This window comes from Mesorhizobium sp. M2A.F.Ca.ET.067.02.1.1, from assembly GCF_004023285.1.
GTDB lineage: Bacteria > Pseudomonadota > Alphaproteobacteria > Rhizobiales > Rhizobiaceae > Mesorhizobium.
Window position 1 is genome coordinate 1 of record NZ_RZSB01000723.1, and the last position, 3,075, is coordinate 3,075.

The 3,075-nt window shown below is 64.7% G+C and carries 2 protein-coding genes; both read left to right on the top strand.

All coding sequences use genetic code 11. The features are described from left to right. On the top strand, positions 1-2,064 hold a 2,064-nt coding region (locus EOA28_RS30710), incomplete at its 5' end, for a [protein-PII] uridylyltransferase (protein ID WP_128315609.1). Positions 2,065-2,104: 40 nt separating this feature from the next. Next, the coding region (gene murJ, locus EOA28_RS30715) for a murein biosynthesis integral membrane protein MurJ (protein ID WP_128315610.1) at positions 2,105-3,075 on the top strand (971 nt) is incomplete at its 3' end.

Here is a 3,075-nt window from a genome sequence, read left to right on the forward strand (position 1 = left end):
CTGCAGACGCTGTTCTGGATCGGCAAATATTTCTACCGCGTGCGCACCGGCGAGGAGCTGGTCGAGAAGGGCGTCTTCACCCAAGCCGAATATCGCGAGTTCCAGAAGGCCGAGGATTTCCTCTGGGCGGTGCGCTGCCACATGCATTTCCTCACCGGCAAGGCGGAGGAGCGGCTGCATTTCGACATCCAGCGCGAGATCGCCGAACGTCTGGGCTATACGACGCATCCCGGCCTGTCGGCGGTCGAGCGCTTCATGAAGCACTATTTCCTCGTCGCCAAGGATGTCGGCGACCTCACCCGCATCTTCTGCGCGGCGCTCGAGGAAGAGCAAGCCAAGCATGTGCCTGGCTTCAACCGCATCTTCCTCACCTTCCAGCGGCGCAAGCGCAAGCTTGCCGGCACGTCCGATTTCATCGTCGACAACCACCGCATCAACATCGCCGACGATGGCGTGTTCGAACGCGACCCGGTCAACCTGCTGAGGTTGTTCTGGTTCGCCGACAAGCATGGGCTGGAGTTCCACCCCGACGCGCTGAAGCTGCTCACCCGCTCGCTCGGCCTGGTCAACAAGTCGCTCCGGCGCGACGAGGAGGCCAACCGGCTGTTTCTCGACATATTGACCTCGGACCGCAACGCCGAGCTCAATCTCAGGCGCATGAACGAGGCCGGGCTGCTCGGCAGGCTGATCCCCGACTTCGGCAAGATCGTCGCCATGATGCAGTTCTCGATGTACCACCACTATACGGTGGACGAGCACCTGATCCGCTGCATCGGCGTGCTGGCCGAGATCGAGCGCGGCGATGGCGAGAAGATTCACCCGCTGGCGCATTCGCTGATGCCGGGGCTGAAGAAGAGCCGCGAAGCGCTTTATGTCGCGGTGCTGCTGCACGACATCGCCAAGGGCAGGCCGGAAGACCATTCGGAGGCCGGCGCCCGCATCGCCCGACGCATCTGCCCGCATATGGGGCTGTCGCCGGCCGATACCGAGACCGTCGCCTGGCTGGTCGAAAACCACCTTGTGATGTCGATGACGGCGCAGACGCGCGACCTCAACGACCGCAAGACGATCGAGGATTTCGCTTCGATCGTGCAGTCGGTGGAGCGGCTGAAGCTGCTTTTGATCCTCACCGTCTGCGACATACGCGGCGTCGGGCCGGGCGTGTGGAACGGCTGGAAGGGCCAGTTGCTCCGCACGCTCTATTACGAGACCGAGCTGCTGCTGACCGGCGGCTTCTCGGAAGTGTCGCGGGCGCAACGCACCGCCGCCGCGCGCGAACGGTTGGCCGAGGCGCTCTCGGCCTGGCCGGCCAAGGAGCGCAAGCGCTATGTCGCGCAGCACTATGAGAACTACCTGCTGACGGTCGACCTCAACGACCAGCTGCGCCACGCCGACTTCATCCGTGAGGCGGATGCGGCGGGCAAGAAGCTCGCGACCATGGTCAAGACGCATGAATTCGAGGCGGTGACCGAGATCACCGTGCTGGCGCCGGACCATCCGCGCCTGCTTTCGATCATCGCCGGGGCGTGTGCCGGGGCCGGCGGCAACATCGTCGACGCACAGATCTTCACCACTTCCGACGGGCGGGCGCTGGACACTATCCTGATCTCGAGGGAGTTCGACCTCGATGAGGACGAGCGGCGCCGCGCCGAGCGCGTCGGCCGGCTGATCGAGGACGTGCTGTCCGGCAAGAGCTGGCTGCCGGAGATGATCGAGAAGCGCACCAAGCCGAGGCGTGGCGCCAAGGTTTTCAGGATTCCGCCGCGCGCCGAGATCCGCAACACGCTGTCCAACCGTTTCTCGGTGATCGAGGTCGAGGGGCTGGACCGGCCTGGCCTGCTGTCCGAGATCACCGGCACGCTCTCCGACCTTTCGCTCGACATCGCCTCGGCGCATATCACCACCTTCGGCGAGAAGGTCATCGACACATTCTACGTCACCGACCTGACCGGACAGAAGATCGACAGCCCGACGCGCACGGCCACCATCCACAAGCGGCTGATCGATACGCTGGAAGGCAATTCGTCGGAACGCAACGGCAAGGCCAAGGCGGCGGCCGAGTGACCATCCATTTGACGCAATTTCCCTGGCAGTCATCCCCGGCATGAGCCTCGTCAAGAAATTCGCCACCGTCGCTTCCGGCACGCTGATGAGCCGCGCGCTGGGTTTCGGCCGCGAGATGCTGATGGCGGCGGCGCTCGGCACCGGGCCGGTCGCCGACGCCTTCAACGCCGCCTTCCAGTTTCCCAACACCTTCCGCCGGCTGTTCGCCGAAGGCGCCTTCAACGCCGCTTTCGTGCCGCTGTTCGCCAAGGAGATCGAGCAGCACGGCAATGAAGGCGCCAAGCGCTTCTCGGAGGAAGTGTTCGGGGTGCTGTTTTCGGCGCTGCTGGCGCTCACCATCGCCATGGAACTGGCGATGCCGCTGATCGTGCGCTACCTGGTGGCGCCGGGCTTTGCCGATATCCCCGGCAAGTTCGAGACGACCGTCAGGCTTGCCACGATCATGTTCCCGTATCTCATCTGCATGTCGCTCGGCGCCATGATGGCCGGCATGCTGAATTCGCTGCGCCGCTATTTCGCGGCGGCGATCGCGCCCGCCTTCCTCAACATCATCCTGATCGCCGTGCTGGGTTACGCCTGGTATCACGGGCTGGATGCGCATGATGTCGGCTTCGGCCTGTCCTGGGGCGTGCTGGCGGCGGGCATCGTGCAGCTCGCCATCGTCTGGATCGCGGTGCGCCATGCCGGCATCTCGATCGGCTTTCGCCGTCCGAAGATGACGCCCAACGTCAAGCGGCTGCTGATCCTGGCGCTGCCGGCGGCGATCACCGGCGGCATCACCCAGATCAACCAGCTGATCGGCACGGCGATCGCCTCGGCGCAGAACAGCGCGGTGTCGTCGCTCGCCTATGCCGACCGCATCTACCAACTGCCGCTCGGCGTCGTCGGCGTGGCCGTCGCCATCGTGCTGTTGCCGGAGCTGTCGCGGGCGCTGAAATCGGGCAACCTCGTCGAGGCCGCGAACCTGCAGAACCGCTCGGTCGAGTTCACCCTGTTCATGACATTGCCGGC